The organism is Streptomyces sp. NPDC087300 (genome assembly GCF_044744425.1).
Taxonomy (GTDB): Bacteria; Actinomycetota; Actinomycetes; order Streptomycetales; family Streptomycetaceae; genus Streptomyces.
In genome coordinates this window covers 516,003-541,559 of record NZ_JBIUYI010000004.1, presented here as the reverse complement: position 1 = coordinate 541,559, position 25,557 = coordinate 516,003, and the positions used below count along the sequence as shown (strand labels likewise).

At 70.2% G+C, this 25,557-nt stretch carries 23 protein-coding genes; 10 read left to right on the top strand and 13 right to left on the bottom strand.

Features of this window, described 5'->3' with window-relative positions; all coding sequences use genetic code 11:
• Positions 1-45: 45 nt before the first annotated feature.
• The 4 genes from ACIO9J_RS18210 to ACIO9J_RS18195 all read right to left on the bottom strand — a co-directional run bounded on the left by ACIO9J_RS18210 (position 46) and on the right by ACIO9J_RS18195 (position 4,805).
• Positions 46-270, bottom strand: coding sequence for a zinc ribbon domain-containing protein (locus tag ACIO9J_RS18210; protein WP_401999889.1), 225 nt, complete (start codon positions 268-270; stop codon positions 46-48).
• A gap of 9 nt (positions 271-279) precedes the next feature.
• Positions 280-1,092, bottom strand: coding sequence for an HAD family hydrolase (locus tag ACIO9J_RS18205; protein WP_401999886.1), 813 nt, complete (start codon positions 1,090-1,092; stop codon positions 280-282).
• Positions 1,089-3,548, bottom strand: coding sequence for a phosphoribosyltransferase (locus tag ACIO9J_RS18200; RefSeq protein WP_401999884.1), 2,460 nt, complete (start codon positions 3,546-3,548; stop codon positions 1,089-1,091). The genes ACIO9J_RS18205 and ACIO9J_RS18200 overlap by 4 nt, the downstream gene beginning before the upstream one ends.
• A gap of 87 nt (positions 3,549-3,635) precedes the next feature.
• Positions 3,636-4,805 carry an HpcH/HpaI aldolase/citrate lyase family protein gene (locus ACIO9J_RS18195; RefSeq protein ID WP_401999882.1) on the bottom strand — a complete coding sequence of 390 codons (1,170 nt, stop codon included), beginning with the start codon at positions 4,803-4,805 and terminating at the stop codon, positions 3,636-3,638.
• A gap of 246 nt (positions 4,806-5,051) precedes the next feature.
• On the opposite strand from ACIO9J_RS18195, the gene ACIO9J_RS18190 reads away from it, so the two are divergent.
• Positions 5,052-5,906, top strand: coding sequence for a TerD family protein (locus ACIO9J_RS18190; RefSeq protein WP_401999879.1), 855 nt, complete (start codon positions 5,052-5,054; stop codon positions 5,904-5,906).
• A 73-nt stretch (positions 5,907-5,979) separates the two neighbouring features.
• Here ACIO9J_RS18190 and ACIO9J_RS18185 read toward each other — a convergent pair whose 3' ends face one another.
• The 6 genes from ACIO9J_RS18185 to ACIO9J_RS18160 all read right to left on the bottom strand — a co-directional run bounded on the left by ACIO9J_RS18185 (position 5,980) and on the right by ACIO9J_RS18160 (position 10,666).
• Positions 5,980-6,717 carry a Tellurium resistance gene (locus ACIO9J_RS18185; protein ID WP_401999876.1) on the bottom strand — a complete coding sequence of 246 codons (738 nt, stop codon included), beginning with the start codon at positions 6,715-6,717 and terminating at the stop codon, positions 5,980-5,982.
• Positions 6,718-6,915: 198 nt separating this feature from the next.
• A complete protein-coding gene (locus ACIO9J_RS18180; protein ID WP_401999873.1) occupies positions 6,916-8,061 on the bottom strand; it encodes a DUF475 domain-containing protein in 1,146 nt (381 codons plus the stop codon).
• A gap of 64 nt (positions 8,062-8,125) precedes the next feature.
• Positions 8,126-8,701, bottom strand: coding sequence for a TerD family protein (locus tag ACIO9J_RS18175; RefSeq protein WP_401999870.1), 576 nt, complete (start codon positions 8,699-8,701; stop codon positions 8,126-8,128).
• 102 nt (positions 8,702-8,803) lie between these two features.
• A complete protein-coding gene (locus ACIO9J_RS18170; protein ID WP_401999867.1) occupies positions 8,804-9,379 on the bottom strand; it encodes a TerD family protein in 576 nt (191 codons plus the stop codon).
• 176 nt (positions 9,380-9,555) lie between these two features.
• A complete protein-coding gene (locus tag ACIO9J_RS18165) occupies positions 9,556-10,023 on the bottom strand; it encodes a peroxiredoxin (RefSeq protein WP_401999864.1) in 468 nt (155 codons plus the stop codon).
• Positions 10,024-10,234: 211 nt separating this feature from the next.
• Positions 10,235-10,666 (bottom strand): DUF3052 domain-containing protein, encoded by a 432-nt coding sequence (locus ACIO9J_RS18160; RefSeq protein WP_401999861.1) that lies wholly within the window; start codon positions 10,664-10,666, stop codon positions 10,235-10,237.
• A 369-nt stretch (positions 10,667-11,035) separates the two neighbouring features.
• Here ACIO9J_RS18160 and aceE point away from each other — a divergent pair, with 369 nt between their 5' ends.
• Both aceE and ACIO9J_RS18150 read left to right on the top strand, forming a co-directional pair.
• Positions 11,036-13,768, top strand: a complete 2,733-nt coding sequence (aceE, locus tag ACIO9J_RS18155) for a pyruvate dehydrogenase (acetyl-transferring), homodimeric type (RefSeq protein WP_401999858.1) — start codon at positions 11,036-11,038, stop codon at positions 13,766-13,768.
• A 109-nt stretch (positions 13,769-13,877) separates the two neighbouring features.
• On the top strand, positions 13,878-14,690 hold the full coding sequence (locus ACIO9J_RS18150) for a potassium channel family protein (protein ID WP_401999855.1): 813 nt from the start codon (positions 13,878-13,880) through the stop codon (positions 14,688-14,690).
• 65 nt (positions 14,691-14,755) lie between these two features.
• Here ACIO9J_RS18150 and ACIO9J_RS18145 read toward each other — a convergent pair whose 3' ends face one another.
• The 3 genes from ACIO9J_RS18145 to ACIO9J_RS18135 form a co-directional block, all read right to left on the bottom strand.
• Positions 14,756-15,061 (bottom strand): small hydrophobic protein, encoded by a 306-nt coding sequence (locus ACIO9J_RS18145; RefSeq protein ID WP_401999852.1) that lies wholly within the window; start codon positions 15,059-15,061, stop codon positions 14,756-14,758.
• A 49-nt stretch (positions 15,062-15,110) separates the two neighbouring features.
• A complete protein-coding gene (locus ACIO9J_RS18140; protein WP_402001083.1) occupies positions 15,111-15,461 on the bottom strand; it encodes a peptidase inhibitor family I36 protein in 351 nt (116 codons plus the stop codon).
• Positions 15,462-15,890: 429 nt separating this feature from the next.
• The gene (locus ACIO9J_RS18135; RefSeq protein ID WP_402001080.1) at positions 15,891-17,483 is read right to left on the bottom strand and encodes an MFS transporter; all 1,593 of its coding nucleotides are present in this window, start codon (positions 17,481-17,483) and stop codon (positions 15,891-15,893) included.
• A 226-nt stretch (positions 17,484-17,709) separates the two neighbouring features.
• On the opposite strand from ACIO9J_RS18135, the gene ACIO9J_RS18130 reads away from it, so the two are divergent.
• From ACIO9J_RS18130 to ACIO9J_RS18100, 7 genes are all read left to right on the top strand, one after another.
• Positions 17,710-18,327, top strand: a complete 618-nt coding sequence (locus ACIO9J_RS18130) for a TetR/AcrR family transcriptional regulator (protein ID WP_402001077.1) — start codon at positions 17,710-17,712, stop codon at positions 18,325-18,327.
• A 270-nt stretch (positions 18,328-18,597) separates the two neighbouring features.
• Entirely contained in the window at positions 18,598-19,809 is a 1,212-nt protein-coding gene (locus ACIO9J_RS18125) for an alpha/beta hydrolase (protein ID WP_401999849.1), read from the top strand.
• 75 nt (positions 19,810-19,884) lie between these two features.
• Complete coding sequence (locus ACIO9J_RS18120; protein ID WP_401999846.1) at positions 19,885-20,784, top strand: DUF4429 domain-containing protein; 900 nt, start codon at positions 19,885-19,887, stop codon at positions 20,782-20,784.
• A 185-nt stretch (positions 20,785-20,969) separates the two neighbouring features.
• On the top strand, positions 20,970-22,337 hold the full coding sequence (locus ACIO9J_RS18115) for a sensor histidine kinase (RefSeq protein WP_401999843.1): 1,368 nt from the start codon (positions 20,970-20,972) through the stop codon (positions 22,335-22,337).
• On the top strand, positions 22,334-23,011 hold the full coding sequence (locus ACIO9J_RS18110) for a response regulator (RefSeq protein ID WP_401999840.1): 678 nt from the start codon (positions 22,334-22,336) through the stop codon (positions 23,009-23,011). The genes ACIO9J_RS18115 and ACIO9J_RS18110 overlap by 4 nt, the downstream gene beginning before the upstream one ends.
• A 157-nt stretch (positions 23,012-23,168) precedes the next feature.
• On the top strand, positions 23,169-24,332 hold the full coding sequence (locus tag ACIO9J_RS18105) for an alpha/beta hydrolase (protein WP_401999837.1): 1,164 nt from the start codon (positions 23,169-23,171) through the stop codon (positions 24,330-24,332).
• Complete coding sequence (locus tag ACIO9J_RS18100; RefSeq protein WP_401999834.1) at positions 24,329-25,555, top strand: acyltransferase; 1,227 nt, start codon at positions 24,329-24,331, stop codon at positions 25,553-25,555. The genes ACIO9J_RS18105 and ACIO9J_RS18100 overlap by 4 nt, the downstream gene beginning before the upstream one ends.
• The last annotated feature ends 2 nt before the right edge of the window (positions 25,556-25,557 follow it).

The window sequence follows — 25,557 nt, the reverse complement described above, 5'->3', positions numbered from 1 at the left end:
CGCGGGGAACTGCGCGCCCAGCCCCCACGCACCCGCACCCAAGAACTACCCGCAGCAGCCCCCACCACAACAGCCGCCGCCCCCACCGCCCCCACCGGAAGGCGCAGCCGCAGACGAGGCCGCAGACCCCCCAACAGCCACAGCCGACAACAACTTCACCGTGTCCTCATGCCCCACAGGGCACACCGCGGGATCACCGGACTCGGACATGGGCCGGCTCAACTCAAACGTGTCGCCGCAGGACCGGCACCGGTACTCGTATCGAGGCATGCCCACAGGCTAGCCCCGCACCCCCGCCCCGAGGAACGCCCGAAGGATCTCCTCCCCCGCCGCGACCCCGCGATGAGGAAGCACCGTGAGCCCCGGCGCCGCGAACCCCGTGTCCGCCAGCTCCCCGTGCCCCGGCCGCCAGGACCGGTCCGCCGCGAGCAGCAGATCCGCGTCGAGCAACGAGTCACCCGCCGCGAGGACCTCATCGGCGCCGACGCGCCGGGCGACCTCCCGTACCGCCGCGCTCTTGGTGAGCGGCTTCGGCACCGCGTAGATCTTGCGGCCCTGCAACGAGACGGTCCAGCCGTGCCCGTCCGCCCAGGCGGCGAGTTCCTTGACCCAGCCGTCGGGCAGCAGCGAACGCTCGACGACGAGGTAGGCGAAGAGGTCCTCGGCGACGCGCTCCTTGAGCAGCCAGGCCTGGTCGGCGGTGCGCACCAGATGCGCGCGGACCTCGTCGAGCGAGGCGCACTCGTCGGCGAGGCGACGCACCACCCGGGCCTGCCAGTCCGGGTCGGAGACGCCGTCGACGAGGAGGTGCCCGCCGTTGGCGCAGATCGCGAACCGCGGTGCGGGGCCCGGGAGATGGATGCGCCCGTACTGCTCGCGGGTGCGGGTGGTGGTCGGCACGAAGACGGCCGAGCGCCCCAGTTCGTCGAGGAGTCCGGCGGCGGTCTCGGTGACGTACGCCAGGGGCTTGCTGTCGTACACCTCGACGCAGAGCAGGCGCGGCGCCTCGGCGTCGGGCATGGTCAGGCCGAGCGCGGCGGCGGAGTAGATGAGGGTGCGGTCGAGGTCGCTGGCGACGAGTACGGCACTCACTTGGCGGCCACCGCCTTGCCGTCCGCACCGGTGGCGCCGCGCGTGTACTTGGGGTGGATCAACCCCACGCAGGTGTACGGGAGTTCGGCCACCTCCTCGACGGGCACGCCGCGCTGTTCGGCGAGCAGCCGCACGTGGTCGAGGTCGGCGCCCGCGCCGGCGCGGGCCAGGATCTTCCAGGGGACGCGGCGCAGGAGCACGCGGGTCGTCTCGCCGACGCCCGGCTTCACCAGGTTCACGTCGTGGATGCCCAGTTCCTCGCTGATCCGCTCGACGGCGGCCCAGCCCTCCCAGGTGGGCTCCCTGTCGGCCGCGAGCACCTCCTTGACCTGCGCGTCCACCGTGTCGGCGACCTCGTCGAAGCGGGCCGCGACGGTGTCGACGAAGTCGACGGACACATCGGTGTCCGCGAGCTCGCGGTAGAACTTCGCGCCGTGGAAGTCGTCGGGCCCGACCAGGTCGGCACGGAGCACGGTGCGCGAAATCAGCCCGGACACCGTGGAGTTGAGGCAGGCGGAGGGGATGAGGAAGTCCTCGCGGGTGCCGTAGGTGCGGACGCACGAACCGGGGTCGGCGAGCACCGCGATCTCCGGGCTGAACCCGGCGGGGCCGCCGCTCTCCACGAACTCCCGCACGGCGTCGGCCAGTTCACGCGTGATGGCGCCCTTGCCCGTCCAGCCGTCGACGAAGACGACGTCGGCCGGGTCGTGGTGGGCGGCGAGCCAGCGCAGCGCGTTGGCGTCGATGCCGCGGCCGCGCACGATGGAGACGGCGTAGTGCGGCAGGTCGAGGCCGTGCCGGTGCGCGGCCCAGCGGCGCATCAGGACGCCGACGGGGGTGCCCGCGCGGGCGAGCGACACCAGGACGGGGCGCGGTGACCGCTCGGCGAGCACGGTCTCGGTGACGGTGCCCACAGCCCGCGCGATCCGGGCGGCCGAGGTGTCGAGCGCGGCGCGGAACAGCTCCTGGTACTGGGCGCTCGGCTGGTACTCGACGGGCAGCGACTCGGCGTAGTGCGCGCCCCCGCTCTGGATCGCCTCCTCGCGCTCCTCCGTGGGCGCTTCGAGCGTCACGTCGGAGAGGTCCTGGAGCAGCCAGCCGACGTCCTCGGGCGCGTACGAGGAGAAGGCGGGGCCGCGGAGGGGCTCGGGCAGCATGGCGGGCCTTTCGGGGGCGTACGACGTGGCGTACGAGGGGACGTACGACGGGACGACGGCCAGCAGGACGTGCCCGGTGTGCGCGGACAGCTGGGCCAACAGGCCGTCCGGCGCGTGCAGTTGGGGGGTGTCGGCGGTCGAGTCCACGACCGCGACGACCGCGTCGAAGCCGCCGCCCGCGACGTTGTAGGCGTAGCGGCTGCCGGGCCCGTCGGCCGGGTCGTCGTGCGCGGGGAAGGTGAGCCGGGTGCGGATCGCGTAGCCGGGGTCGTCCACGGCGAGCACGGGCGAGCGGGTCGTGGTGGAGAACCGCACCTCGGCGCCGGTGCGGCGCTCCAGGTGCACGCCAAGCGCGAGCGGCGCGTACATCAGCTCCTCGAAGCCGAGGACGAGCACGCGGCGGGCGCCGTCCGGCAGCGCCGCCGCGAGCCGGTCGGCGAGGCCCGGCAGCGCCGCGTCCAGGGCGGTGCGGTGCGCGGGGGTGAAGCCGTGCCGCCCGCCGTCGGGTATCGGGGCGGGCCAGTCGAGCGTGACGCGGGTCACCGGGGCGCGCTCCCCGCGCGGCTGCGGCACGGCGGCGCCCTCGTGCTCGGCGACCAGGGCCTGGCCCTTCTCCAGGACGCCCGCGGGCAGCCGGACCGTGCCGGAGGCCGCGGCGATCAGGTCGACCCGGGCGTCGATCTCCTGTGCGAAGGCGGCGAGCCTGCCCCGGTCCTCCGGCGAGCGCATGTCGACGAGGGCCACGATGACGTAGCGCCCGCGCGGGAAGCGCTCGTGGAGGGCGCGGATGGTGTTCAGGACGGTGTTGCCGGTGGAGAACTCGTCGTCGACCAGGACCAGCGGCCCGTCCCCCGCGAGCATCGCGGGGTCCTCGGGCAGCAGCAGATGCGAAGTGGCGTGCGAGTGGGACTCCTCGAATCCGCCCGCGCGTTCGACCCCGGCGACGGGGCGCCGGGTGGAGTGCAGATACGGCGCGAGGCCGACGCCGTCCGCGACCGCGTGGCCGAGGCCGGTGGCCGTCTCCGCGTAGCCGAGCACGACGGCGCGTCCGGCCTCCTCGTCGCCGAGCAGCTCCCGCACCCGGACGCCGAGGCCGTGCCCGGCCGCGTACACGACCGAGGGGCGCTGCGGCACGTGCTTGCCCAGGACGTTCGACACCAGGAGGTGCGCCCGCTTGGGGTTGCGGCGCAGCGCGAGGCCGAGCATGCCGCGCAGGCCCTCGTCACCGTCGAGTCCGACCCCGAGCCGCTCGGCGACCCAGGTTCCCGACCACACCGCGTCTTCAGTCACGTACGTCATGTCCCTCATGTTCGAAATAGTCGATCAGCCGGAAGGTCCGGCGGTCCGGCCGGTGCGACCGGCGGTCGGGCCTCGGGGCCCGGGGGTTCAGCCGGGGATCCCGGCCGCGAGCAGCTCCACGAAGCCGACGTCCTCCTTGGCGACGCCGAAGACCTCGGCGCGCCGCAGGGTCCGCTCGGCCCAGGCGCGGTGCGGCTTCACCTCGTTCATCTTGTTCGTGTACGAGGAGCGCAGCACGCCGCCCCCGCCCCGCTCCGGGCGCAGGATGTCCTCGGCGTCGCTGAACTCCTCGTGGCTGACCACCGACAGCGCGTGCACGGGCAGGACGTGGGAGGGGTGGATGCAGGTCTTGCCGAGCAGCCCGTTGGCGCGGTCCAGCTCGATCTCGCGGAGCAGCCCGTCCATGTCGTGCTCGATGAGGGCCTGGCGCAGTTCGTCGGCGCGGCCCTCCAGGAAGGGGCTGCGGCGCAGCTGCGGCTTGAACATCCGCTCCTGGACCCGGAAGTACTCCCAGACGGGCCCGGTCACGGTGAAGCCCGTGCCGTCGGCCCTGCCCAGGACGTTCACCACGTCCGCGATGACGGACGCCACGATCTGCACGTCGTAGGCGGTCATGTCGGGCGGCCTGCGCAGGCCGTACGCCGAGCAGAAGTCGGTGACGCCCAGGCGCAGCGCGAGCACCCGGTCGCGGTACTTGTCGACGGTGCGGGCGATCCCGGCGAGCGTCTCGGCGCGGCTCTCCAGGTGGAGCAGCTCGGGCGACTCCAGGACGGGCATCGCGAAGAGCCTGCGGCCCGGCGGCGCGAGGCCCTCGGCCTCGGTGAGCGCCTCGAGGAAGGGGACGCCCCGCTCCTCGGTGAATTTGGGCAGTACGAATCCGGACAACAACCGGATGCCGGGACCGAGCCGGTGGGCGAGGTCGGGTATCTGTTCGGCGGCCCGGACCCTGATGAAGAGCAGCGGCGGCTCGACACCGCGTTCGACCAGGTCGGTGAATTGCCCGACCAGGTTCTCCTCGGCGGCCGCGACGTCCGCGTCGTCGATGGAATCCTCCAGGCACAGCACCATGGAGGTCACGCCGCGCCCGGCCTGCTTGAGGATGTCGTCGGCGAGACGGGGGCGGGTGGCCGGGCTGTACAGCGTGCCGCCCAGGGCGGGGGCGAGCAGATGTGGCGCGGAGTCCGCGGTGAAGGCACACGGCTCCCGGTGGAAGAGGCGCTCCCGCACCTCTGGGGCGATGTGCCCGAAATGACGCATGTGATCCCCTGATATCGCCGGTTTCGTCGACTCGGCCCGACGTGATGTGGCCGGTAATAGTACGTAGAGAGGCCTGTCGGGGGTTCCCGCCGGGCATGAACTTCAGGTAACCCGGCCATGTCACACACGCAGACCACACAACCGTCGCACGCTCGCACCACCCGCAGGTCAGGCACCTGCCGACGCGACCGGGGCCTTGAGGCCCCCACGTTGTCCCGCCAGGGCGGGGGAAGGCAGGATGACCGCATGACGCACGCGATGCTGAAGGGGTCGAACGTCCCGCTCGAAGCCACGGCGGTGCGCGCCGTGCTGCGCTGGACACCGGGCCAGGGCGTCCCCGACGTCGACGCCTCCGCGCTGCTGCTCGGCGGCGACGGCAGGGTCCGCTCCGACGAGGACTTCGTCTTCTACAACCAGCCGCGTCACCCCGCGGGCAAGGTCTGGCGGCTCGGCAAGAAGCGGGTGGCCGAGGGCCTGACCGACACCATCCAGACGGATCTGGCCGGCATGGATCCGGCCGTCGGCCGGGTGCTCCTGGCCGCCTCCGCGGAGGGCGTCTCCTTCCAGCACGTACCGGCGCTGCGCATCCTGCTCTACGACGCGGCGCTCGCCGACGCCGAGCCGCTCGCGTACTTCGACATCACTCCGCAGACCGGCGAGGAGACCGCGCTGATCTGCGGGGAGCTCTACCGGCGCGGCGACGGCTGGAAGTTCCGGGCCCTCGGCGAGGGGTACTCCAACGGCCTGGAGGGCCTGGCGTCCGACTTCGGGATCTCCGTGGACGACACGGACTCGGCCGGGTCGCAGCCGCCGCCCGCCTCGTTCCCGCTGCCGCCGCAGCAGCCCGCGCACCAGCCGTCGATGGCCCAGCCGGCCCCGCAGACGGCCCCGGGGCCCGCGTACGGCTATCCGCCCGCGCCGTCCCACCCGGCACCCCAGCCCGCCTACGGCTACCCGCCGGCGGCTCCCACGCAGCCCACACCGGTCGTCGCCGCGGCGCCGGTCGCGCAGCCCTCGTACGGCTATCCGCAGCCGGTCACCCCGATGCCGGACCCGAACTTCCGGCTGCCCCCGCAGGGGCCGCAGTTCCTGCCGCGCTGAGGCGGCGTCCGGCGGGCCCGCGAGGGCTCGCCGGACGGCCACGCACCGAGCGGGCTCGCACCGGGCGGGCGGCTCAGCCCACCTTGGACTTGTAGCCCCTGCCCCACTGCAGGCCCCAGCCGTAGAGCCGGTCGAGCTCCGCCTGGAAGCCGTAGACGAACTTCACCTCGCGGCGCACCATCAGCTCGCCCTTGACGTTCTCGACGGAGACCACCGCGCACGAGCGCGCCTGCGGCTGGCGCTCGTCCAGGTCGATCTCGATCCGCGGGCCGTTGCTGGGGTAGAGCGTGACCTTGGCGTGCGTACGGTCGAAGGCCGGCGTCTGGTCGTAGATGTAGACGAAGATCAGCAGCCGCTTGATCGCCTCGCGGTGGTCGAGATTGACGTAGAGCGTCTCGCCCGAGCCCGAACCGAACCGGTCGTCGCCGCTGCCCTTCACGTACGGCGGCGAGTTCAGGCTCCCGAAGAAGTGGCCCAGCGGCTGGACCACGCCCTTCTCGCCGTCGGTCAGCTCGTAGAGACAGCCGAGGTCGAGGTCGACGTTGACCATGCTCTGGGTGTGCGCCTGGACCGGCTCGGGCCGGAACATCTGGAAGGGGTGCCGCAGCAGGCCCCCGCCGCGCTGCTTGCCGAGGAGGTCGGAGGTGCGCATCTGCCAGGAGAGGTTGACGCGCAGGTTGCCGCTGGCCGCGCCCTGTTTGCTGAGCGAGACCGTCGGGTGTCGTTTGGTCAGTTCGATGGAGTTGGTCGCGGCGCTGCCCGATTCGTAGTCCATCGAACGCCCACGCCACAGACCGTCCCAGAAGGACATGCCGCCCCCAAGTGCCTCGTGCCACGTACGGATACGGGCCCTGTGCCTCTTACGAATCCTGTGTCACGTACGAATACCGAACGGGGCGGCCACGAGGACATCCCTCGACGGCCGCCCCGAACAGAGCGTTCCTCACCCCGGCCGCCGTCACACTCCGAAAGTCGGAACCGGACACGGCGGCGCGGGATTCAGACAGTGTCAGACCCCGGACGAGACCTCAGGCTTCTCGTCCGATCCCGCTTTTCCCTCGGCCGCCGCCAGTGCGCGGTTGCGGCGCACGGACGAGAAGAAGGACCAGGCGATCAGGAGGACACCGACGGAACCGGTGATCACCTCGTGGATCTCGTACTGGATCGTGACCAGGAGGATCGCGGCGAGGGCGCCGATCGCGTAGTGCGCGCCGTGCTCCAGGTACACGTAGTCGTCGAGGGTGCCCTGGCGGACCAGGTAGACCGTGAGCGAACGGACGTACATGGCGCCGATGCCGAGGCCGAGCGCCATCAGGACGATGTCGTTGGTGATCGCGAAGGCGCCGATGACGCCGTCGAAGGAGAAGGACGCGTCCAGGACCTCGAGGTAGAGGAACATGAAGAACGCGGCCTTGCCCGCCATCACGACAGCAGGAACCTTCTTGCCGGTCCGCTTGGCCTCTTCCTCCTCCTCGTGCTCGCGCTCCTCGTCCTCCTCGAGCTTGTTCTCGAAGTAACTGGAGAGGCCGCCCACCACGAGATAGGTGATCAGACCCGCGATACCGGAGATGAGGACCGTCTGCGCCTTGTCCACGTGCACGCCGCCGTGCTGGTGGGCATTGGTGGCGAAGGTCATCGCGGTGACCAGCAGGACGATCAGGGCGATGCAGACCGACAGCATGTCGACCTTGCCGAGCTTGGCGAGCGGCCGCTCGATCCAGCCCAGCCACTTGATGTCCCGGTCCTCGAAGATGAAGTCGAGGAAGATCATCAACAGGAACATGCCGCCGAAGGACGCGATCGACGGGTGCGCGTCGGTGACCAGCTGCTGGTACTGCTCCTTGTCGTCGAACGCGAGCTTGACCGCCTCGATCGGGCCGAGCTGGGCGCTGATGGCCACGATCACGACGGGGAAGACGAGGCGCATGCCGAAGACCGCGATCAGCACGCCGATGGTGAGGAAGATCTTCTGCCAGAAGGCATTCATCTTCTTCAGGATTCCGGCGTTGACCACCGCGTTGTCGAAGGACACCGAGATCTCGAGGATCGACAGGATCGCCACGACGCTGAAGCCTGTCCACCCCCCGTAGAACACCGCGGCCACCAGGCCGAGCGCGGTGACCGCGAACGACCAGCCGAAGGTTTTCAGAAGCACTGGCTACCCAATCGTGTGTGTACGGGCTCCCGTTTAGCGGTCTCCCCCGCGGCGGTCCCCTGCTTTACGAAACGTTGACCCCGAAGTCTAGAGCGATGCCCCGCAGTCCCGACGCGTACCCCTGCCCGACTGCACGGAACTTCCACTCTCCGCCATAGCGGTAGACCTCGCCGAAGATCATCGCGGTCTCGGTGGAGGCGTCCTCGCTGAGGTCGTAGCGCGCGAGCTCCTGGCCGTCCGCCTGGTTCGCCACACGGATGAAGGCGTTGCTGACCTGCCCGAAGGTCTGGCCGCGGTTGTCCGCGTCATGGATCGAGACAGGGAAGATGATCTTGTCGCAGTTGGCCGGGACCTTGGAGAGGTCGATCAGGAGCGACTCGTCGTCACCCTCGCCCTCACCGGTGAGATTGTCGCCGGTGTGTTCGACGGAGCCGTCGGGGCTCGTGAGGTTGTTGTAGAAGACGAACCACTCGTCGCCGAGCACCTTGCCCGCGTTGCACAGCAGTGCGCTGGCATCGAGGTCGAAGGGGGCGCCGGTGGTGGATCGCGCGTCCCAGCCGAGCCCGACAAGGACCTGGGTGAGATTCGGTGCGGCCTTGGAGAGGGAGACATTGCCTCCCTTGGCGAGCGTGACGCCCATGTTGCTGGTCCTCCCCGAGGTGACGAGTGCAGATTGAGCGCGTCCGGCGCCGCACTGGTGTGTGTGCGGCGCCGGACGACGGGCAAAGGGGTGTGGCTCGGCTCAGACGTTGACGCCGAAGTCCTGCGCGATGCCGCGCAGACCCGAGGCGTAGCCCTGGCCGACCGCGCGGAACTTCCACTCGGCACCGTGCCGGTACAGCTCACCGAAGACCATGGCGGTCTCCGTCGAGGCGTCCTCGGAGAGGTCGTAACGGGCGATCTCCGCGCCGCCCGCCTGGTTCACGACGCGGATGAACGCGTTGCGCACCTGGCCGAACGACTGCTGGCGGCTCTCGGCGTCGTAGATCGAGACCGGGAAGACGATCTTCTCGACGTCGGCGGGGACCGCCGCCAGGTCGACCTTGATCGCCTCGTCGTCGCCCTCGCCCTCACCGGTGGTGTTGTCACCGGTGTGCTCGACGGAGCCGTCGGGGCTCTTCAGGTTGTTGAAGAACACGAAGTTCTGGTCACTGCTGACCTTGCCCTCCGCGTTCGTCAGGATCGCGCTGGCATCGAGGTCGAAGTCGGTGCCGGTGGTGGTCCGCACGTCCCAGCCGAGGCCGACCAGGACTGCGGTCAGGCCCGGCGCCTCCTTGCTCAGAGATACGTTGCCGCCCTTGCTGAGGCTGACTCCCACGAGTCCTCCCAATTGGTGTCCAGGGGCGGGGAGCCCCAAGCGTTGCGTTGCCATCGGATCAACGAGTGGATCCTAGTGACCGGTTCCCGGCCGCCACAGGCTCTGCACCTGAAGAATCACAGGGTGTCATCCCTGAGGAAACTCAGGGCTCCGCGGCGGTCCCGGGCCCGGTCACCTCACAGGGTGTCGAGCGCCTTGACGTACTCGTTCAGGTCACGGGCGTCGGGCAGGCCGTTGACGACGCTCCAGCGCACGACGCCCTCCTTGTCGATGATGAAGGTGCCGCGCACCGCGCAGCCCTTCTCCTCGTCGAAGACGCCGTACGCGCGCGAGACCTCGCCGTGCGGCCAGAAGTCGGAGACCAGCGGGTACTCCAGGCCCTCCTGCTCGGCGAAGACGCGCAGGGTGTGGATGGAGTCGTTCGAGACGGCGAGGAGCTGGGTGTCGTCGTTGACGAACTTCGGCAGCTCGTCGCGGAGCGCGCAGAGCTCGCCCGTGCACACGCCGGTGAAGGCGAACGGGTAGAAGAGCAGCACCACGTTCTTCTCGCCGCGGAAGTCGGAGAGCTTCACGGACCGGCCGTGGTTGTCCTTCAGCTCGAATTCCGGCGCCTTGGTGCCGGTCGCAATTCCAGCGAGCCCCATGAGTACGCATCCCTTCGACAGAGCCCCTCGGATGGGGCTGTTCGGGTGATACCACCCTACGTCCGTCGATCAGGCCTCACGCATGCCTGAGGCCCCCCGTCGGCTACATGTGCCGTCGAGGGGCCTCAGGGGCGCTCGTAAGGGGCGCGGGGAACCGCGCGATCAGCCGGAGCGGACCCGCAGGACGCACACCCGCGTCATCAGTGGAGCGCTACCGCTTCTTCGCAGCTCCCTTGGGGGTGATCAGCCGGCTGCCGTTCCAGTCCTTGCCGGCGTTGATGCTCTTGGTCTGGGAGAGGCCCGCTGTGGTGGCCGCCTCGCCGATCTCGCTCGGCTCGACGTAGCCGTCACGACCGGTCTTCGGAGTCAGCAGCAGGATCGAGCCGCCCTCCTCCATGTACGCGATGGCATCCACCAACGCATCAGTGAGGTCCCCGTCGTCCTCACGGAACCAGAGCACCACGGCGTCGGCCACGTCGTCGTAGTCCTCGTCGACGAGCTCTGTGCCTGTGGCAGCCTCAATGGCCTCGCGGAGCTCCTGGTCGGCGTCGTCGTCGTAGCCGATCTCCTGGACCACCTGGTCGGGCTGGAAACCAAGCCTTACGGCCAGGTTCGTCTCCGCGTGGTCCGCGGTCGCGCTCACGGATTGCCTCCTGATCATGTTTTTGGGAATGCCTGTCAGCCACGCGCGTGCGCGGGGCGTTGGCCGTAGTCCACACGGGCGGGGCGGATCGCGCAAGTACCCGGCCGCCGAGACCGCCGAAACGGTGACGTTCCCGACCGTGTCGCCGCAACTGCCGCCACATCCGTCCGGGACCGAACGGCTCTGCGAAGCGGCTAGGCAGGATGGGCGTATCGTTGCGATTTGGCCGAGCCTACCGCAGGGTCGCCGGATCACCGCCTCGGTTACCTCTCGGTAGAGATGACGTTTGCGCCCCCGCGGTCCACGATGGGGAAACGGCGCACGGCCAGGCAGAACCCAGGCGAAGGCCCTCAACAGCGAAGGAACAGCGTGGCTTCCGGATCCGATCGCAACCCGATCATCATTGGCGGCCTGCCGAGTCAGGTCCCGGACTTCGATCCCGAAGAGACCCAGGAGTGGCTGGACTCCCTCGACGCCGCGGTCGACGAACGCGGCCGCGAGCGGGCCCGCTACCTGATGCTCCGGCTGATCGAGCGAGCGCGCGAGAAGCGCGTCGCCGTGCCCGAGATGCGCAGCACGGACTACGTCAACACGATCGCCACCAAGGACGAGCCGTTCTTCCCCGGCAACGAGGAGATCGAGCGCAAGGTCCTCAACGCGACCCGCTGGAACGCCGCGGTGATGGTCTCCCGCGCCCAGCGCCCCGGCATCGGGGTCGGCGGTCACATCGCGACCTTCGCCTCCTCCGCATCGCTCTACGACGTGGGCTTCAACCACTTCTTCCGGGGCAAGGACGAGGGCGACGGCGGCGACCAGATCTTCTTCCAGGGGCACGCGTCCCCCGGCATCTACGCCCGCGCCTTCCTCCTGGACCGGCTCTCCGAGCAGCAGCTCGACGCGTTCCGCCAGGAGAAGTCCAAGGCGCCGAACGGCCTCTCGTCGTACCCGCACCCGCGGCTGATGCCGGACTTCTGGGAGTTCCCGACCGTCTCCATGGGCCTCGGCCCGCTCGGCGCGATCTTCCAGGCGCGGATGAACCGCTACATGGAGGCGCGCGACATCGCCGACACCTCCAAGTCGCACGTCTGGGCGTTCCTCGGCGACGGCGAGATGGACGAGCCGGAGTCGCTCGGCCAGCTCTCCATCGCCGCCCGTGAGGGCCTGGACAACCTCACCTTCGTCGTCAACTGCAACCTGCAGCGCCTGGACGGCCCGGTGCGCGGCAACGGCAAGATCATCCAGGAGCTGGAGTCGCAGTTCCGCGGCGCCGGATGGAACGTCATCAAGCTGGTCTGGGACCGCAGTTGGGACCCGCTGCTCGCGCAGGACCGCGACGGCCTCCTGGTGAACAAGCTGAACACCACGCCCGACGGCCAGTTCCAGACCTACGCCACGGAGACCGGCGCGTACATCCGCGACCACTTCTTCGGCGACGACCAGCGCCTGCGCGCGATGGTCGAGAACATGACCGACGAGCAGATCCTGCACCTGGGCCGCGGCGGTCACGACCACAAGAAGGTCTACGCGGCGTTCTCCGCGGCCAAGGCCCACAAGGGCCAGCCGACCGTGATCCTCGCCCAGACGGTCAAGGGCTGGACCCTCGGCCCGAACTTCGAGGGCCGCAACGCCACGCACCAGATGAAGAAGCTGACGGTCGACGACCTCAAGGGCTTCCGCGACCGTCTGCACATCCCGATCACGGACAAGCAGCTGGAGGACGGCGCCCCGCCGTACTACCACCCGGGCCGCGACTCCGAAGAGATCCAGTACATGCACGACCGCCGCAAGGGCCTCGGCGGTTACGTCCCGACCCGCGTGGTGCGCTCGAAGCCGCTCCAGCTGCCCGAGGACAAGACGTACGCGACCGCGAAGAAGGGCTCGGGTCAGCAGTCGATCGCCACCACCATGGCGTTCGTCCGCATCCTGAAGGACCTCATGCGGGACAAGGAGATCGGCAAGCGCTTCGTGCTGATCGCCCCCGACGAGTACCGCACCTTCGGCATGGACGCGTTCTTCCCGAGCGCGAAGATCTACAACCCGCTCGGCCAGCAGTACGAGGCCGTTGACCGCGATCTGCTCCTCGCCTACAAGGAGTCGCCGACGGGCCAGATGCTGCACGACGGCATCTCGGAGGCGGGCTGCACGGCGTCCCTCATCGCCGCCGGTTCGGCCTACGCCACCCACGGCGAGCCGCTGATCCCGGTGTACGTCTTCTACTCGATGTTCGGTTTCCAGCGCACCGGCGACCAGTTCTGGCAGATGGCCGACCAGCTCGCGCGCGGTTTCGTCCTCGGTGCGACCGCAGGGCGCACGACCCTGACCGGCGAGGGCCTGCAGCACGCGGACGGTCACTCGCAGCTGCTCGCCTCCACCAACCCGGGCTGTGTCGCCTACGACCCCGCGTTCGGCTACGAGATCGCGCACATCGTCAAGGACGGCCTGCGCCGGATGTACGGCCCGGACAGTGAGGACGTCTTCTACTACCTCACCGTCTACAACGAGCCGATCCAGCACCCGGCCGAGCCCGCCGACGTGGACGTCGAAGGCATCCTCAAGGGCGTCTACCGCTTCAAGCAGGCCGAGCAGGGCGCCATCCCCGCCCAGATCCTCGCCTCCGGTGTCGCGGTGCCGTGGGCGGTCGAGGCCCAGCAGATCCTCGCCACGGAGTGGAACGTCAAGGCGGACGTCTGGTCGGCGACCTCCTGGAACGAACTGCGCCGCGAGGCCGTCGACGTGGAGCGCCACAACCTCCTGCACCCCGAGGAGGAGCAGCGCGTCCCGTACGTCACGCAGAAGCTGTCCGGCGCCGAGGGCCCGTTCGTGGCCGTCTCCGACTGGATGCGGAGCGTCCCCGACCAGATCTCCCGCTGGGTGCCCGGCACGTACCAGTCGCTGGGCGCGGACGGCTTCGGCTTCGCCGACACGCGTGGTGCGGCCCGCCGCTTCTTCCACATCGACGCGCAGTCGATCGTGGTCGGCGTGCTGACCGAACTGGCCCGCGAGGGCAAGGTCGACCGGTCCGTCCTGAAGCAGGCGATCGACCGCTACCAGCTCCTCGACGTCACGGCCGCCGACCCGGGCGCCGCTGGGGGCGACGCGTAAGGACGACCGCGCACGCCGGGCGCCGACGCCCGGTGTGCGGCATACGTCTTCTCCTGAGGGCGACGGGCCATGGGTCCCGTCGCCCTCGGGCGTTTTCTACGATGCCGCCATGAAGGAACAACCGGCACAGATCCGTTGGGAGCGCCGCACCCAACGCCCGCTCCTCGCGCTCGCGGTGGCGTTCGCCGTCGCCTACGCCGTGCCGATCGTGGCGCCCGACGCGAGCAGGTCCGTGACGAGGCTCTGCACGATGGTGGAGTGGTTCGTCTGGGGTTCGTTCGCTCTGGACTATGTCGTACGTCTCCTCCTGACCGATCACCGCAGGCACTTCGTCCGCACCCACTGGCTGGACCTGGTCGCCGTGATCCTTCCGATGCTGCAGCCGCTGCGGTTGCTGCGGCTCGTCTCCACGCTGATGCTGGTCGGCCGGCGGGCCCGGATGGCGTCGCAGATACGGCTGACGACGTATGTCGCGGGCTCGGTGGTGGGCTTGTTGATGTTCGGTTCGCTGGCGGTGCTCTCCGTGGAGCGCGATTCACCGAACGGGAACATCAAGACGCTGGGTGACGCGGTCTGGTGGTCCTTCACCACGATGACCACCGTCGGCTACGGCGACCACGCGCCCACCACGGGGCTCGGCCGGGTGATCGCGGTCGGTCTGATGCTGTCGGGCATCGCGCTCCTCGGTGTCGTCACCGCGAACATCGCGGCCTGGTTCATCGCCCGCTTCGAGAAGGACGACGTCGAGGAGCGACGGCAGACAGCGGCGATCGAGGAGTTGACGGCGGAGGTGAAGGCGCTGCGCGCCCAAGTCACGGCACTGTCCGGCTCGTTGGAGCCGGGCGCGGTGCTGCCCCGACCCGTGCCCGCCGAGGCCGTCGTCACGGGGACGGAGGCTCTCGACGGGACGGGGGTGTCCTGACTGACTCCGGCCGGAATTCCGGCCGGGGTTCAGGTCAGAGCGTTCCGTTCCTGGAACAACTCAGGTCAGAGCACGCCGTTCATGGTGAACGCCCCGGATATCCAGATGAGCGCGAGTACGGTGTCGATCGCGCCGAGGACTAGGGCGACGAGGGCCGGTACCGGGCGGGCACCGGCCCAGCTGCGGCCCATGCCGAGCCAGCCGCAGACGATCGCTATGGGGCCGAGGATGATCCCCAGCACGAAGAATCCGGCGATCGCGCAGACGGTTCCGACGATTCCGAGCGTCGCGCGGTCCGGCCCGGTCCGCGACCACGTACGGCCGCGTGAGCGGGGGTGCTTGCGCGTGGTGTGTCCGAAGCCCGCCATCATCACTCCTTCGAGTCGGCCCGTTCGGGCTCGGCTCCGCGAGTACCCCTCTTCAGCTTTCCCAGACCTTGAAGGCCCGTACGCGGTAAGGAGATTCGGGCGCCCAGGTGCCGCCGCCCGGATAGGTGTCGAACTCGGCGGTCTCGGCGCATTCCGCCGACTGGTACGCGGTGACGGGCCGGCCCGTGCGATTCGCGAGCGACTCCGCGCTGCCCCCCTCCGGCAGCGCGACGCAGCTCTCGATGTCGATGTCGGCGAGCTCATAGGTGTGCCGCGCGCCCTTGAACCCGGCCTTTCCCCAGAGGCAGAGCTCGCCGGGACCGCATCCGGTGAGCGTGGGTGGCGCGGCGGCTCCGGCGTGCGTGAGCGGCGCTGTCGCTCCGGCGGGCGTGAGAGTGGTCATCGCAGCGGCGGGCGTGAGCGGGGCCGTCGCCCCGGCGGGCGTGAGCGGGGCCGTCGCCCCGGCGGGCGTGAGCGGGGTCGTCGCCCCGGCGGGTGTGAGCAAGGCAGTCGCCCCGACGGGCGTGGCTGTCAGGAGCACCGCGGCGAGCGCGGCGGCCGCGGCGGTCGTGGCGGCTTTGGGCATGGTCGTAGGCATCTGGATTCAACCCCCGTGTCGTATGGCTCAGTTGTCCGCGTCGTGCGGATCGCCATGTCTGCACTGTGGACCGGCCGACCGCGCCATCGGAAGGGGTACGAATGTGCGTCACCCTGATAGGCGAAAACCCCCCAGGTTGTCCCTGAGGGGTTTTCCCTGAAACGGGTGCCGGCCGAGGGGGTTTCCCGCTCGGAGAGGTCCTGAAGAGGTCTGTCGGAGAGGTCCCGAAGGGGTCTAGATGTGTCCGACTCCCGCGCCCGCCTCGGCGTTGGCGCCCTTCTTCGTCAGCGTGGCGACGAAGGCCGCGATGACGGCGACGATGCCCGCGACGGTGAAGGCGAGGCCCATGCCCGACATGAACGTGTCGTGGACCGCGTCCGTGATCTTGGTGAGGACGCCCTCGTTCACGTTCGGCGCCTTGGCCACCTGCTCGGGCACGGCACCGATCGCGGCGGCCTTCTCGAGGCCCGGCGGCGGCGCGTCCGGCAGCCCGGCGTCCTTCCAGTTGCCCGCCAGGTCGGCGTTGACCTTGTTGGACATGACGGCGCCGAGTACGGCGGTGCCGAGGCTGCCGCCGACCTGCATGCCGGCCTGCTGGAGACCGCCCGCGACGCCGGAGAGCTCCAGCGGGGCGTTGCCCACGATGACCTCGGTGGCGCCGACCATGACGGGGGCCAGGCCGAGTCCGAGCAGGGCGAACCAGAGCGACATCGCCAGGGTGCCGGACTCGGTCGTCAGGGTGGTCATGCCGAACATCGAGACGGCCGTGAGGACCATGCCGCCCACCAGAGGCACCCGTGGGCCGAACTTCGTGATCAGCGCGCCCGCGATCGGCGACGAGACGATCATCATGGCCGTCAGCGGCAGGAGGTGCAGTCCGCTGTCGACCGGGCTCATGTTGTGCACGTTCTGCAGGTAGAAGGTGACGAAGAACAGCCCGCCCATGAAGGCGAAGGCCATCAGCACCATGAGCACCGTGCCCGCGGAGAGCGGCACGGAGCGGAACAGGCCCAGCGGGATGAGCGGTTCCTTGACCTTGGTCTCCCAGACGGCGAAGAGCACGAAGAGCACGACGGCGGCGCCCAGGAATCCCCAGGTCTTGCCGCTGCCCCAGCCCCATGCGTCACCGGCCTTGATGAGCGCCCAGATCAGCGAGAACATCGCGCCGGAGAGCAGCACGATGCCGGGGATGTCGAAGGAGCGCGGGGCGTTCTGCGCGCGGTGATCCTTGAGGATCACCAAGCCGAACACCAGGGCGACGATGCCGACGGGCACGTTGATGAAGAAGACCGACTGCCAGCTGACGTGCTCGACCAGTACGCCGCCGATGATCGGGCCGCCCGCCGTGGAGGCACCGATGACCATGCCCCAGATGCCGATGGCCATGTTCAGCTTCTCGGCGGGGAAGGTGGCTCGCAGCAGGCCGAGCGCGGCGGGCATCAGGAGCGCGCCGAACAGGCCCTGGAGGACGCGGAAGGCGATGACCAGGGACACGCTCCCGGAGATGCCGATGGCACCGGAGGCGGCGGCGAAGCCGACGACGCCTATGAGGAACGTCTGCCGGTGGCCGAAGCGGTCACCGAGCTTGCCCGCCGTGATGAGCGCGACGGCCAGCGCGAGGAGATAGCCGTTGGTGATCCACTGGACGTCCGCGAGCGAGGCGCCGAGATCCTTCTGGATGGCCGGGTTGGCGATCGCCACGATGGTGCCGTCCAGGGCGACCATCATCACGCCGATCGCGACGGAGAAGAGCGTCAGCCAGGGGTGGCCGCGAAGCCCCTTGGCCGGGGCCGGAGCAGAAGGGGGCTCCGGCGCCTTGTCCGCCATGTCGACGGTGGTCTGACTAGTCATGGATCGAGGCTAATGACAGCGGCTGACAGTTGACAAACCTTTTCACAAGTCGGTAGCTGTCACGTAGCTCACAGGTATGGTGAGCTGGGCAAACAGGCGGAAAGAGGACCATGACGTGAAGACCGAGCAGCGAGCAGCGGACCCCGTGGAGTCGCGGCCCGAGGGCCCCGACGAGACCTCCGTCGAGCCCCCGAGGCCGGGGCTGCGCGAGCTCAAGAAGCAGCGCACCCGGGACGCGCTCCTGCGCGCGGCGCTCGAACTCTTCACGACCAAGGGGTACGAGGAGACGACCGTCGACGAGATCGCCGAGGCCGTCGACGTCTCCCAGCGCACGTTCTTCCGGCACTTCACCAACAAGGAGGAGGCCGCCTTCGCCGTGCAGCACATGGTGGAGGGCCGATTCATCCAGGCGCTGCGCGAACGGCCCGCCGAGGAGGCACCGTTCGTGGCGTTGCGCGGCGCCGTGCTCGGCGCCTGGGAGGCGATGGGACAGTCCGTCGAGGAGGTCGTCCCCGTCGAACTCCACATGCGCACCTACCAGATGATCGAATCGACCCCTTCCTTGCTCGCGATCCATCTGCGCCGCTCCATCGAGATGGAGGAGGAGATCGCGCGCCTGATCGCCGAGCGCGAGGGGCTCGACGTGGAATCCGATCCGCGACCGCGTGTGGCGGTGGCCGCGTTCAGCGGGGTCATGCGGGTCACGGGGCGGCTGTGGGGCGCGGGCGAGGACACCAGCGTGGATTCGATCCGTGAGCTCACGGAGCAGTATCTCGACCGCCTGGGGCCCTCGTTGGCGGAGGACTGGCGCACTCCGTAGCAGCGCGCGACGCTCACACCCGACGAACGGGAGGGGCGAGGGCTGCCGACATCACCGGATGTCCAACACTTGGAATCTGTGCACACGTTGAGCGCTCGAACGCACACCCAAAGCGACTGTCACCCCTGTCGCGCCGCGCACATGCGCCGCCTACGTAGCGTGACAGCAACGTTCAAGATGCGCCCGCTTTGCCTCAATTACCCCTCAAGAAACGTGATCTGTCTCACGCGATGCACGGTGGGCGTCACGGTTCTCCTAGGGTGTTCCGCAGTGACTTCCTTCGACTCATCCCCCCAACTCAGCGCATGGCGCGCATTGCTTGCGCTCGCCGTCGTGTTCGTCATGCTGGCGACCACGGGCTGGACCGCCGTGCGTCACCACAGAGGCGACGCGTCCCCTCTCCAAGCCGCGCTCTCCGCGTGGGAGCGAGGGAGCATAGACGGGCACGCGCTGCCCGACCCCGACTCCACCGCCGGTCGCCTCGGCCACTTCTTCGCCTCGCTCGACGTGCACCAACGCAACCGTCTCGCCGCCCGCTATCCCCTCGCGGTCGGCAACATGAACGGTGCGCCGGCCACGCTGCGCTATCGCGCGAACCACATCGCCCTGGGGCAGGCCCGCAAGGTCGAGCGGGAGCGCATGCACGACAAACGCCTCTCCCCTGTGGGCAAGCAGGAGGCCGAGCGCAGGATGAAGCGGTTCGGGGTCATGATGCGCCCCGGACGCCAGGTCATCGCCTTCGACCCGATGGGCTCCGGACGCATGGCCGAGGTCTTCGGAGACCTCGACAAGGCGCAGCGGGTCTCCGTGGTGGTGCCCGGAGTCGACACGAACGTGTTGACCTTCGAGCGCACGTTCCGTAAGTACTCGGCGCCGGTGGGCATGGCGAAGGCGCTCTACCGTGCGGAGCGCTCGGCGAAGCCACACACGCGTACCGCCGTGATCGCCTGGGCCGACTACACCGCGCCCGTCGGCATCGGCGTGGACGCGGCCACGGCCATGCGCGCCGAGGACGGCTCCGTCCGTCTGGACTCCATGGTGCGGGGCCTGCCGGGGAACACCCCGGTCGCGCTGTACTGCCACAGCTACGGCTCCGTGGTGTGCGGCGTGGCCGCGCGCAAGCTGCCCTCCCGGGTCACCGACATCGCGGTCGCGGGCAGCCCCGGCATGCGCGCCGACCGAGCGGGGCAGTTGGGTACGAGGGCCCGGATCTGGGCCACCCGGGACAGCGACGACTGGATTCAGGATGTGCCGTACATGGAGGTCGGCGGGCTCGGCCACGGCGCCGACCCGGTGTCCGGCGGCTTCGGCGCGCGGGTGCTCTCGGCGGCGGGCGCCTCGGGGCACACGGGCTATTTCGAGCCGGGTACGGAGAGCCTGCGCAACTTCGCCGAAATCGGGACCGGCGCGTACCACGGAGTGCGGTGCGCGAGCGCGGACGCTGCCTGTCGGAAGGGCATTTCCGGCAGGGCGGCGGCCTGACGCGCGTAGAAATCGATGAAACAGCGGCCCGCCGCAGGAGGGACGGAGGCGCGCGTGCCGCCTACGATGAGCCGCATGGGTGACGTACTGGCCGGATTTCATGCCGCCTGGGAGTTCGAGTCCGACTCCGTGCTCATCCGCTTCGAACGGGGAATCCGCACACCGAAGCTCTTCCAGGCACTCGGTGAACGGCGTATCCCGCATGAGGCGATCGCGGCGGTGACACTCGCCCCGGGGAAGCGCGGGACGGTCGTTCTGCATGCCGTGCCGAGACCGGGCGCCGATCCTCTGATGGAGGCCGCCGCGGGCCAGCTCAAGGAGGGCTGCGACCCGTACCGCCTGGTGCTGCCCGCCGAGCGGGAGACGCTCGCCGAGTACTACGCGGACGAGCTGCGCGCCCAGCTCACCCCGGCCGACGACGAGCCGACCGACCGCTATCTGGTGGCCGCGCCCGAGGCTCCGCTGCAGTTCAAGGCGTACGACGGGAAGGCCTCCTTCGACGGCAAGCTGGTGTCCTTCCGGTGGTTCTGGACGGGTGCCTCGTCGGCGAAGTGGAAGGCGGGCGACCAGAGCTTTCCGATCACCGATCTGTGCGGCATCGAGTGGCGCTCCCCGGAGCTCTTCGAAGGCCATCTGCGGCTGCTGCGCCGCGCGAGCCCGGTGGCCCAGCCCGGCCAGGCCGACCAGGATCCGGCGGCCGTGGTGTTCGGCCTCGGCTACGGCCCGGTCCACGAGTCGCTGCCGTTCGCGGCGTCGGTGCTCGCCGCCGTGCGGGCCTCGGGCCCTGCCCTGCTGACGCCCGAGGGCGGCGTCGCCACGGGCGCGGCGTCCGCACCTGCCGTCCTCTCGGCCGTCCGCCGCGATCCCGCGGACATCGCCGACCGCATCAGACACCTGGGCGAGCTGCACCAGGCGGGCCTGCTCACCGACGAGGAATTCACGGCGAAGAAGGCCGAGCTGCTCGCGGAGCTGTGAGCGGGATGCTCACGGCCCCGGGCCACAGGTGGTCCCCGGCCGGGACTGCGGGTGATACCTGAGTGTCCGGGACCGCGGGTGGCATTTGGGTGTCCGGGACCGCGGGTGATACCTGGGTATGAGGTGCGGTCCAGCTCCCTGGTATGACGGCACGAGGGTGGCTTCATGCCTACGCTGAGCAGGCCATGAGCAGCGCATCGACACCACCACCGGACCAGGAACCCCGCCGCCCCCGCTCCGAGCGGAGCGGCCGCGGGGCCGCCTCTCGGCGTACGGCCGTGGCGGTCGTCGACGGACTGCGGGCGGCGGGCAGCTCGCTCGCGACTCCCGCGGTGTCGACCGAGCCGCTCCTCGCCCACGCGCCCAATCGCTGGGTGCGCATGCTGCCCTACGGGGTCGCGCTGTGCTTCGTCGTCGTGCTCATCCCGGTCACCGTCCAGGTGCTGACGAACGACTACGGCGTGAACGGCGGCCTGGCAGGTGGCCTGGCCGTCGCCCAGTCCGCCCCGCTGCTCCTCGCGGTCACCAGGCCGCTGCCCGCGTGGTGGATCGTGATCGTCGCGGACATCTGCGGGGCGATCGCGACGATGTCCGCGGACTCCAGCCGCCCCGCGCCCTGGACCCCCATGATCGTCGTGGGGTACGTGATGCTGTGCTGCGCCCTGTCACTGCGCGAGAGCCGCCGTACGCTGCTCGGCATCTGGCTGGTCACCGTGGTCGCCGGGATCGTGCTCGGCCCCTTCCGCGGGACGGACAGTCAGGACACCGGCGTTCTGCTGATCGTCCTCAGCGGCGCCGTGCTGCTGCTCGGCACGCTCCTTCGCGAGCGCGGGGACGCCCGGCGCCGGCTCGTCGAGCAGGAGACCATCAGCGAGGCCGAGCGCGCCCAGCGCACGCTCCTGGAGGAACGGGCCCGCATCGCCAGGGAGTTGCACGACGTCGTCGCCCACCACATGTCGGTGATCACGGTCCAGGCGGACTCCGCGCCCTATCGCCTCGACGGCCTTCCCGACGCGGCACGCGAGGAGTTCGGGAGCATAGCGGCGAGCGCCCGGGAGTCCCTCACCGAGATGCGCCGGCTCCTCGCGGTGCTGCGCAGCGAGGGCGCGGACGGCGAGCGGGCGCCCCAACCGGGCCTGGACCGCCTGCCACACCTGGTGGAGGCCACCGTGCGGGCCGGCCTCCCGATCGACCTGTCACGTCCCGAGCTGGCCCTGCTCACCCGGCTGGCCAAGGTGTCACCGGCCGTCGACCTGTCCGCGTACCGCATCGTGCAGGAGGCCCTGTCGAACGTGATGCGCCACGCGCCGGGCGCCCGCACCGAGATCACGATCAGCCTCGACGACGCCTATCTGCTGATCCTCGTGGTCAACGGCCCGTCCACGGCGGCGTCGGCCCCGCTGGAGAGCGGTGGCACGGGCCACGGACTCGTCGGGATGCGCGAGCGCGTACGGTTGGTCGGCGGCACGGTCGACGTCGGACCGCTGCCCGACGGCGGCTTCCGCGTGGCCGCCCGACTCCCCCTCCTTCCGAAGGACTCCGGCAGCGCATGACCATCCGCGTGATCATCGTCGACGACCAGGCCATGGTGCGGGCGGGATTCGCCGCCCTCCTCGCCGCACAGAGCGACATCGACGTCGTGGGCGAGGCGCCGAACGGCAAGCTGGGCGTCGAGGTCAGCCGTAGCACCCACCCCGATGTCGTCCTGATGGACGTCCGCATGCCGGAGATGGACGGACTCGCCGCGGCCCGCGCCCTGTTGGACCCGCCGCCCGGCGTGGTGCACCTGCCGAAGGTCCTCATGCTGACCACCTTCGACGTGGACGACTACGTGTACGAGGCGCTGCGTGCCGGAGCCTCCGGCTTTCTGCTCAAGGACGCGCCGCCCGCCGATCTGATCTCCGCCGTGCGCGTGGTGGCGGCCGGGGAGGCGCTGCTCGCCCCGTCGGTGACCCGCCGGCTGATCGCGGACTTCGCGAAGCAGCGACAGGCGCCCCGCCAGGACCAGTCGCTCAGACTGAACGGTCTGACGCCGCGTGAGACCGAGGTACTGGTGCTGATCGCGCGCGGTCTATCCAACCAGGAGATCGCCGAGCGCCTGGTCCTCGCCGAGCAGACGGTCAAGACCCACATCGGCCGCGTGCTCAACAAGCTGGACCTGCGCGACCGCGCCCAGGCCGTGATCTTCTCCTACGAGTCGGGCCTGGTCACCCCCGGCGAGCAGTAGCTCTCCCCCGGCCCACCCCCTACCTCGGTATCACCACCGCATACCCCGGTATCACCTCGGAGTTGGCTCCCCGGTGTGACGTGTCGCATCCCACCGTCTTTCTACCTTTCGCTTCGTCAGGCCACTGCGCGCCACGAAACGGGGAGGGAGACGAGCCATGCGGCTTCGGTCCTGGAAAGCACGGAGCAAGAGGGCACTGGTCGCCGCCGCCCTCACCACGACGGTCGTGGCCGGGACGGCGGGCTGGGCCGTCGGCAATGAACAGCAGCCGATCACGGGACCGCCGCCGGGGACCGCCGCCTGGCGCGCGGACCACGCGCTGGGGCTGCGCCTGCCGGACCCCGCGACCGCGTCTCCCGCCCGAGTCGCCGCGTTCTTCGACTCGTTGAGCGACGCGCAGCGACAGGAGCTGGTGGCACGCCATCCTTCGGTCGTCGGCAATCTGGACGGCGCACCCGTCGCTCTGCGGTACGAGGCCAACTCCCGCTCCCTGAAGGCCGAGCGCACCCGCGAGCAGGCCCGCTCGACCGACCCGGACCTCACCCTCCAGGACCATGAGAGGGCCCGCTCCCTGGTCACCCGCTACACCGAACTGCTCACACCCGGCCGTCAGATACTGGCCTTCGATCCACGTGGACGCGGCCAAATCGCCGAGGTGTACGGGGACTTGGCACACGCGGAGCACGTCTCGGTCGTCGTGCCGGGATCCGACATCGACCTGAGCACCTTCGACCGCACCAACGACGAGTACGGCACACCGGCCGGCATGGGCCGCGCCCTGCGCGCCACGGCCGACGAACGGACCGCCGTGGTGGCCTGGGTGGGTTACACCACGCCGGTCGGCCTCGGCCCCGACGCCGCGTCCGGACGGCTCGCGGCGGCCGGTGCCCCGCGGCTCGCCCGCTTCACCCAGGGCCTGACCGCGGTCGGCACCCCGCGGCCTTCCGTGTTCTGCCACAGCTACGGCTCGGTGGTGTGCGGCCTCGCCGCCCCTGACCTGCCCGCGGCCGATCTGGTGGTGCTCGGTTCCCCCGGCATGCGTGCGGACAGCGTCGCCGATCTGCACACCACCGCCCGTGTCTGGGCCGCCAAGGACGACAGCGACTGGATCGGCAAGGTCCCGAACGTCGAGCTCTTCGGCCTCGGCCACGGCGAGGACCCGACCACCGCCGACTTCGGCGCACGTCCCGTCCCTGCGGAGAAGGCGGAGGGCCACACCGGCTACTTCGCCCCCGGCACCGACTCCCTGCGGGCCTTCGCCCGCATCGCCGACGCGGACCCGTCCACCGTCGGCGCCCGACCCACCGGAGAGCGGACATGAGCCTGCCCACCCTGAGCGGACTGCGCACGGCCGCGGCCGCCGTCGACGCCAAGACCCCCGCCCACCGCGACCGGGCCATAGACGGGCTGCGGGCCCTGGCCCTGCTCGCCGTGCCGACCGGGCACTGGCTCCTGGGCGGCTTCACCCTCGACTCCCAGGGCGCACTGCACAACGCGAGCCCGCTGGCCTCGTTCGGCTTCTTCGCACCCATCAGCTGGGGGCTCCAGATGCTGGGCATCTTCTTCCTGGTCGGCGGCTATGCCTCCGCGCTGTCGTATCGCAGGGCGGTGGCCCGCGGGGAGTCCACGGGCGGCTGGCTGCGCGGCCGACTGGCGCGGCTGGGACGGCCGGTGCTCGGCGTGACAGCCGTGTGGGCCACGCTGATCCCGGTCCTGTACGCGCTGGGAGTGCCGGGCACAACACTGCGCACCGGGTCGACGCTCGTCATCCAACCCCTGTGGTTCGTGGGCGTCTATACGGTGATCACGGCCCTCACGCCCTGGTGCATACGCGCGGCGGAGCGGATGAAGGGCTGGGCCGTGGTGCCCCTGCTCGGGTCGGTGGCCGTCGTGGACTTCCTGCGCTACGGGCCGTTCGCGGACGCCATGCCTTCCTGGCTGAGTCTGCTGAACCTGCTGCCCGGCTGGGTGTTCGCCTACCAACTGGGCGTCTGCTGGAGCGAGAAGAAGCTCGGCAGGCGCGGCGCGTGGCTGCTGCTCGCCGGAGGTACGGCGCTCTTCGCCGCGCTGCTCCTCGTCTTCCACTACCCGGCTTCGATGGTCGGTGTCCCCGGTGAGGCCAGGACGAACTCGCATCCGCCGTCGCTGCTCGTCCTGGCCCTGGCAGCCGCGCAGAGCGGCGCCGCGATCCTGCTGCGGGACCGCATCGGCAGGCTGCTGCGCAGGCCCGCCCTGTGGGCACCGGTGGTGATCATCAACCTGTCGGCGATGACGATCCTGTGCTGGCACCAGACGGCACTGCTCGCCGCGGCCGTCCCCGGCTCGTTCGTCGGCACGGTGCCGGGGCTGACCGCGGGACCCGACACGCTCGGTTGGATAGCCGCCCGGGTGGCCTGGCTCCCGGTCTTCGCGGCCCTGCTGGTCCTGATAGCCCGGTACGCCCGCGCCTTCGAGGCCCCGTGGCAGCGTGCGACCCATGCGCGCCGGGCGCTGGCCGGGCTCCTCGCGGCCGGGTTCGCGATCTTCGCACTGGGGCTCGCGTGAGT